This window comes from Streptomyces sp. NPDC020362, assembly GCF_040642095.1.
Classification (GTDB): domain Bacteria; phylum Actinomycetota; class Actinomycetes; order Streptomycetales; family Streptomycetaceae; genus Streptomyces.
This window is the reverse complement of the sequence record NZ_JBFAET010000318.1, coordinates 1-6,494: the sequence shown is the minus strand read 5'-3', so window position 1 is coordinate 6,494 and position 6,494 is coordinate 1. Positions and strand designations below refer to the sequence as shown.

The 6,494-nt window shown below is 68.5% G+C and carries 8 protein-coding genes; 4 read left to right on the top strand and 4 right to left on the bottom strand.

Annotated elements, in window-relative coordinates:
* The first annotated feature begins 7 nt into the window (after positions 1–7).
* From AB0H32_RS45710 to AB0H32_RS45695, 4 genes are all read left to right on the top strand, one after another.
* Positions 8–814, top strand: a complete 807-nt coding sequence (locus AB0H32_RS45710) for an alkaline phosphatase family protein (RefSeq protein ID WP_361134819.1) — start codon at positions 8–10, stop codon at positions 812–814.
* 5 nt (positions 815–819) lie between these two features.
* Positions 820–2,088 carry an MFS transporter gene (locus AB0H32_RS45705; RefSeq protein WP_361134816.1) on the top strand — a complete coding sequence of 423 codons (1,269 nt, stop codon included), beginning with the start codon at positions 820–822 and terminating at the stop codon, positions 2,086–2,088.
* Positions 2,085–3,107, top strand: coding sequence for a TolB-like translocation protein (locus AB0H32_RS45700; RefSeq protein WP_361134813.1), 1,023 nt, complete (start codon positions 2,085–2,087; stop codon positions 3,105–3,107). The genes AB0H32_RS45705 and AB0H32_RS45700 overlap by 4 nt, the downstream gene beginning before the upstream one ends.
* 510 nt (positions 3,108–3,617) lie before the next feature.
* On the top strand, positions 3,618–4,247 hold the full coding sequence (locus tag AB0H32_RS45695; protein WP_361134810.1) for a hypothetical protein: 630 nt from the start codon (positions 3,618–3,620) through the stop codon (positions 4,245–4,247).
* 85 nt (positions 4,248–4,332) lie between these two features.
* Here AB0H32_RS45695 and AB0H32_RS45690 read toward each other — a convergent pair whose 3' ends face one another.
* The 4 genes from AB0H32_RS45690 to AB0H32_RS45675 all read right to left on the bottom strand — a co-directional run bounded on the left by AB0H32_RS45690 (position 4,333) and on the right by AB0H32_RS45675 (position 6,154).
* Positions 4,333–4,593 carry a transposase gene (locus AB0H32_RS45690; RefSeq protein WP_361134807.1) on the bottom strand — a complete coding sequence of 87 codons (261 nt, stop codon included), beginning with the start codon at positions 4,591–4,593 and terminating at the stop codon, positions 4,333–4,335.
* A gap of 43 nt (positions 4,594–4,636) precedes the next feature.
* Positions 4,637–5,218, bottom strand: a complete 582-nt coding sequence (locus tag AB0H32_RS45685; RefSeq protein ID WP_361134804.1) for a glycoside hydrolase family 25 protein — start codon at positions 5,216–5,218, stop codon at positions 4,637–4,639.
* A gap of 123 nt (positions 5,219–5,341) precedes the next feature.
* On the bottom strand, positions 5,342–5,641 hold the full coding sequence (locus tag AB0H32_RS45680; protein WP_361134802.1) for a hypothetical protein: 300 nt from the start codon (positions 5,639–5,641) through the stop codon (positions 5,342–5,344).
* 309 nt (positions 5,642–5,950) lie between these two features.
* Positions 5,951–6,154, bottom strand: coding sequence for a hypothetical protein (locus AB0H32_RS45675; RefSeq protein ID WP_361134799.1), 204 nt, complete (start codon positions 6,152–6,154; stop codon positions 5,951–5,953).
* Positions 6,155–6,494: the final 340 nt, after the last annotated feature.

Sequence of the window (6,494 nt, the reverse complement as noted above, 5' to 3'; positions counted from 1 at the left end):
CGGGACCGTGTGGTCGGAGGGCGTCGGCCTCGTCGTCCTGGAGCGCCTCTCCGACGCCCAGGCCAACGGCCACCCCGTACTGGCCGTGCTGCGCGCCTACTCGCAGGTGATCGGCAGCTCCAGCGCCCCGTACATCAACAACACCCTCAAGGCGGGTGGCGCCAACCTCACACAGTCCTTCGGCCTCACCCACCCCAGTGAGCCGAACTACTACATGCTCTTCTCGGGCTCCAACCAGGGCCGCACCGACGACAGCTGCGTCACCGTCGGCTCCATCTCCGCACCCAACCTCGGCTCCGAGCTGATCGCCGCGGGTCAGACCTGGAAGAGCTACAACGAGTCGCTGCCCAGCCAGGGTTCGACGGTCTGCAGCAGCGGCAACTACGCGCAGAAGCACAACCCGTGGTTCGGCTTCTCCAACGTGCCGACGAACACCGCGATGACCATGGCGCAGTTCCCGACCGACTACACGACCCTGCCCAAGGTCTCCTTCGTCGTCCCGAACCTGTGCAGTGACATGCATGACTGCTCGGTCTCCACGGGCGACACCTGGATCCAGAACCACCTGGGCGCCTACGCCACCTGGGCCCAGACCCACAACAGCATCCTCGCCGTCACCTTCGACGAGGACAACAAGCAGTCCGGCAACCGCATCCCCACGGTCCTCTACGGGCAGCACGTCGCCCCCGGCAGCTCCAGCTCCACCACCTACAACCACTACAACGTACTGCGCACCGTGGAGGACCTGGCCGGTCTGACCACGCACGCGGGCAACGCCGCCTCGGCTTCCGACATCACCGGCATCTGGAACTGACGCCCGTGTATCTCGCGGACTCCCGCAGCACCAAGCCCGCCGTCGCCCCGGACACCCGTCCGGGGCGGCGGCCGGCCGCCGTGCCCGGCACCGTGCTGGCCCTGGGTGCGGTCAGCCTGATCACGGACGTCTCCTCGGAGATGATCACCGCAGTCCTGCCGCTCTACGTGGTCGTGGGCCTCGGTCTGTCGCCGCTCGGGTTCGGGCTGCTGGACGGCATCAACAACGGCGTCGGGGCCCTGGTCCGGCTGGCCGGCGGCCATCTCGCCGACCGGGGAGGCCGCCGACACAAGGTTGTGGCGGGCCTCGGCTACGGCCTGTCGGCGGTGTGCAAGCCTCTGCTGTTGATCGCCCACACGCTCCCCGTGATCAGCGCCGTGCTCGCGGTCGACCGTACCGGCAAGGGGCTGCGCACCGCCCCCCGGGACGCGATGATCTCGCTGGCCACCGAACCCGAGCACCGGGGGCGGGCGTTCGGGGTGCACCGTGCCTTGGACACCACCGGTGCGCTGCTCGGCCCGCTCGTCGCCTTCGCCGTGCTGCGGGCCACCGTCGACGGCTACGACGCGGTCTTCGCGGTCAGCGGCTGCGTCGCCGCGCTGGGGGTCCTGGTGCTGGTGCTCTTCGTGCCCCGCCACATCGCCCCCGCCGGTGCCGTACAACTGCCCGAATCGGCTCGGCCGGTGCTACGCGACGCGCTCGGGCTACTGCGCCGCCCCGGGCTGCGCCGGCTCACCGTGTGCGCGACCCTGCTCGGCCTGACCACCGTCAGCGACTCCTTCCTCTATCTGCTGCTCCAGCGCGAAGGGCACCTGCCCGCCCATCTGTTCCCGCTACTGCCGCTGGGCACCGCCGCAGTCTTCCTGCTGCTCGCCGTCCCGCTCGGCGCACTCGCCGACCGCATCAGCCGCCGCCGGCTCTTCCTGGGCGGCCACGGCGTCCTGCTCCTCGGCTACGGTCTGGTGCTCTCCCCTTGGCACGGAGTCCCGGCGGTGGTCGCCGTCCTCGTGCTGCACGGCACCTTCTACGCCGCGACCGACGGAGTCCTCGCGGCTGCCACTGCCAACGCCGTGCCGGCACAGCACCAAGGTGCCGGACAGGCACTGGTCGGCACCGGCCAGGCGCTGGCCCGGTTCACCTGCTCGCTTCTCTTCGGCGCGGTCTGGAGCCTGTGGGGCGGGCGAACCGCACTCGCCGTCACCGCCGCCGCACTGGCCATCAGCGCCCTGGTGGCCTCGTTCGTCCTTCGTCCCGGCGATGAGGTGTCCACATGACCAGAAGCACCCGCCTGGTGATCCTGCTGGCCGCCGTCCTGCTGCTCGGGAGCATCGGCACCGGGGCCGTGCTCTACGCCGCCCACCGGTCGGGCATGCGTGACCAGCAGCAGGCGAACGGTCCGACCGTGCGGCCCGGAACCGTCACGCTCCGGCCGACGGCCGGGCGCCGGCTGCTGGTGCGCAACCTGGCCTGGGGTCCGCACCGCGACGAGATCGCCACCGTGCCAGCCGACCATCCGCAGGGGCCGCGCATCGCATCGGGCGTCAAGTGCCTGCGTTTCCACGCGGCGGCCGGTACCGGCATCTGCCTGCAGGCCGTGCACGGCGCCCTGCAGGACACCTACCGGGCGGTGGTACTCGACTCGCACCTGCACGAGCTGCACCACTTCCCGGCAGCAGGCATCCCCACCCGAGCCCGGGTCTCACCCTCCGGCCACCTGGTTGCCTGGACGGTCTTCGTCAGCGGCGACTCCTATGCCGGCACGAACTTCTCCACCCGCACCGCCATCGTCGACACCCGAACCTGGGCGATCGACGACAACCTGGAGACCTTCCGCATCACCAAGGACGGCCGTCCCTACCGCTCCGCCGACACCAACATCTGGGGTGTCACCTTCGCCGACGACACCCGCTTCTACGCCACGCTGGCGACCGGCGGCCGGACCTATCTGGTCCGCGGCGACGTCGCCGCACGCACCCTCACCACCCTTCACCGTAACGTCGAATGCCCCTCCCTCTCGCCCGACGGCACCCGGATCGCCTACAAGAAACGCGTCAAGGGAGCCTCTCCCGACGCGCCCTGGCGGCTGTACGTCCTCGACCTGCACACGATGAAGGAGACCGCGACCGCCGAGCAGCGCAACATAGACGACCAGGCTCTGTGGGCCGACGGCTCCACCCTCGTCTACGCACTTCCCGGTGACTACGGCCAGGACCTGTGGACCGTCCCCGCCGACGGCACCGGCACGGCCCGCCGACTGATGACTTCCGCTGTCGCCCCCGCCTATCTGGGGTGACAGGCCGCCAGCCCCGCCACGCAACGCGATTCAGGAGTCTGTAGGTCAGCGAATTCGATTCCTGCTCGGCGCCCTGGCGCCAGGCACCAGGTCGCCCGTACAACGAACCATGGGCCATCGCCGTGATCCTGATGACCTGTCATCGCCAGGACAGTGGAGCGCTCCTGAGCGCCGGCACTGGTCCGCTTTCCGTGACGGCAGCATGCTGGACCTGCGCGCAGGCGCGGAGGCTGATGACGATCCCACGACTGGTTCGGCCTGCGGGCCGGAGCGGAAGTCAGGGCCCATGTGATCGCTGTCCTGCTCCTTCATGGCTCGTCCGCCCGTTGCGGGAAGGTGTGTGCGCACCGTGCCACGGGCGGACTGCGCAACTCACTGACCTGCAGGAACGAGGCTCGACGCTCGACGGAGTCCCACGAGGGGCAAGCCACCTCCTCAGTGTCCTGGTCCGCCGTGATGCCCCGGAGGGGCCGTGAATAGGATCAAGTAAGTGCGCACTGGCTTCGAAGCATGGACCTGGGGGATGAGATGAGAGGCGCCATCAGGGTGGCCGCAGCAGCAGCGTTAACAGTGGTGATCGCCGGATGCTCGTCGAACGCCGACGAGAAGAAGGAGACGGGGATGAACGGCGGAGGTGGTACAGACCCGACGGCCTCCGCTTCGAAGTTCGCCAAGTCCTACCAGGAGGCGGTCAACGACCAGGACTGGCAACGCGTCTGCCGGATGCGCACAGAGCAGTACCGCCACGGCACGGTCAAGCAGTGTGTCGCCGACAACGACGAACCTTCGGAGCCAACCCCCTCGGCCGCCGAGACATCTGCTCCACCGCCGCTAGTACGAGCAGACGGTTCGACCGTCCCTCCTATACAGAAGCCCACGGACAGCGGACCGGACCGCGCCCAGCTCGGTCCGGTCAAGGCAAGTGGGGTGAAAGCCGTTCCGGCTTTCGGTGATCACCCGGCCGGTACGGCCGTGATGGTCGAGTGGACCTACACCTGGCCCAAAGAGTCCGGGGTCGACAAGGACGTACTTCGTCTGGTCCGGAATGACGGCAAGTGGCTGGTAGACCAGATGGAAGAGGTCGCGGACTCGGACGAGACGCACGGCGATCCCGTTGGTGACGCGCTGATGAGGAGTTGAGTGGGCGCCCTGCTGCGGCAGGGCAACTGCATGCCGGACCCAGCATTCTGAGGTTGATCCCCGGTGCCCACCCCGGGGATCAACCTCAGTGCGCGAACAGACGGACGGCCTGGTGGACCGCGAGGAGTGCCCACAACTCTTGTCGTACGGCTTCGGCTGTTCGGGAGCGCAGCGAGCTTCCCGGCCCCAGGTGGTTCTTGATCTCGTCGAAGGCCGGCTCGATTTCGCAGCGTTGCCGGTAGATGCCGACCAGCTCGTCCGCCGGGTGCTGCTCGTGGTCCAGCGGGGAGGTGCCCAGATGTGCGACCTTGTCGTCCTTGGCGAAGGTGATGACGTGGTGGGTCACTTCCTTCGGCAGCACCAGGCCCCGCCCGCCAGCGGCTCGAACTCTATTTCCTCTCGCCGTTGATGCCGCCCGCGAAGGCGACCAGCTCGGCCTTGGAGGCGAAGTTGCCCACGCTGGTGTCCAGCGGCCTGTCGGTGTACTGGTGGAACATCCACGTGGCCTGGATGTTGGGCTTGCCCGCGGCCACGCCGTACTCGGCGATCCAGAGGAAATCCCCTGCATTGCCGGTGGTGTCCCGGTGAAGCCAGAAGTCCCGGTTGCAGTACAGCCCGACCTTGTGGTCGGAGCCGCGCAGCCGCTTGATCTCGGCGATGAAGGAATCCTTCTCCGCGCAGGTTGCCGCGGTGCCGTTCGGGTTGGTCTCCCAGTCGACGACCAGCAGGTCGTGCTCGATGCTCACGCAACTCTCCGCGAAGTGGGCCACCTGGTCCTTGATGTGGCCCGGGTGCAGGAAGTGGTAGAAGCCGACGACCAGGCCCGCGGCGCGGGCGTGCGCGGTCTGCTGCTTCTGCTTGGGGTTGACGTAGGAACGGTCCTCGGTGCCCTTGATGAACGCGAAGCTGGTGCCGGTGGTGGGGAAGTTCGTGTCCTGGAAGGCGGATACGTCGTAGCCCTTGATCGTCATGGTGGTCCTCCGATGCATTGATCCGGAGGGGGCACCATGGGTCGGCCACGCGCACGGGTAAGGTCGCGTCCTCCCCGATGGAGGGAGGAGCCGTTGATGACTGCGGCGTTCACGACACCGCCGTCATCGATCGAGCTGAGGCGGGTGGACGACCGCGAACAGGCTGTGGTCCAGTCGTGCGGCGAGCTCGACCGGGTCCGGCTGCTCGTCTGCGTCGGCGGGGCCGCCCAGACCGGTGATCTCCACGGTCGGCACCGCATCCTTGCTGTAGTGCTCGCGGTGCTGCCGCTTCGGACACCGGGCGTTCGCGCGCCAGTCCGGCATGGTGCGGTCCTCCACGGTCCCTTCCACGATCTGTCCGGTGGCCGGATCGCGCAACTTGCGGGTGATGAGATGGCGGTGGCCGCAGACCGCGGCCGTCACCTGCCGGTGGTGTGGTTCTGTCACGGGCGCCGGTGGCGCCAGTGCTGGCGTACCTTCAAGACCTCGTAGTTCCACGTGGTGCTCTGCTGGAGGGCGCCACGACCAGGGCGGCCCGAGCTGCTGGGCGGTCGCGGGGGAACGCGGCTGCATCTGCAGATCTTCCACCGTGACGAGCGCCGGCGGGAGGGGTTCTCCGTCCTTGCGGTCCTCGTCCATCAGCCGAAGAACGACGCATTCGTCATCCCGGTGAAGCCGGGGCAGACCTGGCAGACGCTTGCGCATCAGCGGTCGGCTGGTGGGCCCGCCCGGTCAGGCAGTCTCCTCCAGTAACAGCCGCAGTCCGGTCGCGGTCTCGTACAGTCGCGCAGACGCCAGCAGGCCGAGCTGCGCTGGGCGAGGCGGCAGCGGCGAGACGGCGAGCATTTCAATATGTTGTGTTTTGAGGATATGAGCCGTGCGAATTCTAGCCACCCGGCCGCATTTCTCGCCGGTGAGGAGTTCTGGATCCTGCACGCGCTGGCAGGCTACTTCGTGTATCGGTGTGGGGGTGGATGTCTTCACTTTGGTGAATTGCCTGTGAGCGGGTTCAGTGGCTTGTTCTGGGTGCCCTTTCTGCAGGTGTCGGCAGTCTGGCCGGGTGGCGCGGCCGCTTGGCTCTGCCACCCGGCCAGACCGGGAATCGCGTGGTTGTGCCGGCTCCGATCAGGCCCTAGCCACCGGCGCCCGCTCCGGCACCAGCGCCCGCACCAGCACCAGCCCCAGCGCCTGCGCCAGCCCCGGCACCAGCGCCTGCTCCGGCACCAGCGCCCGCACCAGCGCCCGCTCCGGCGCCAGCTCCAGCGCCTGCGCCAGC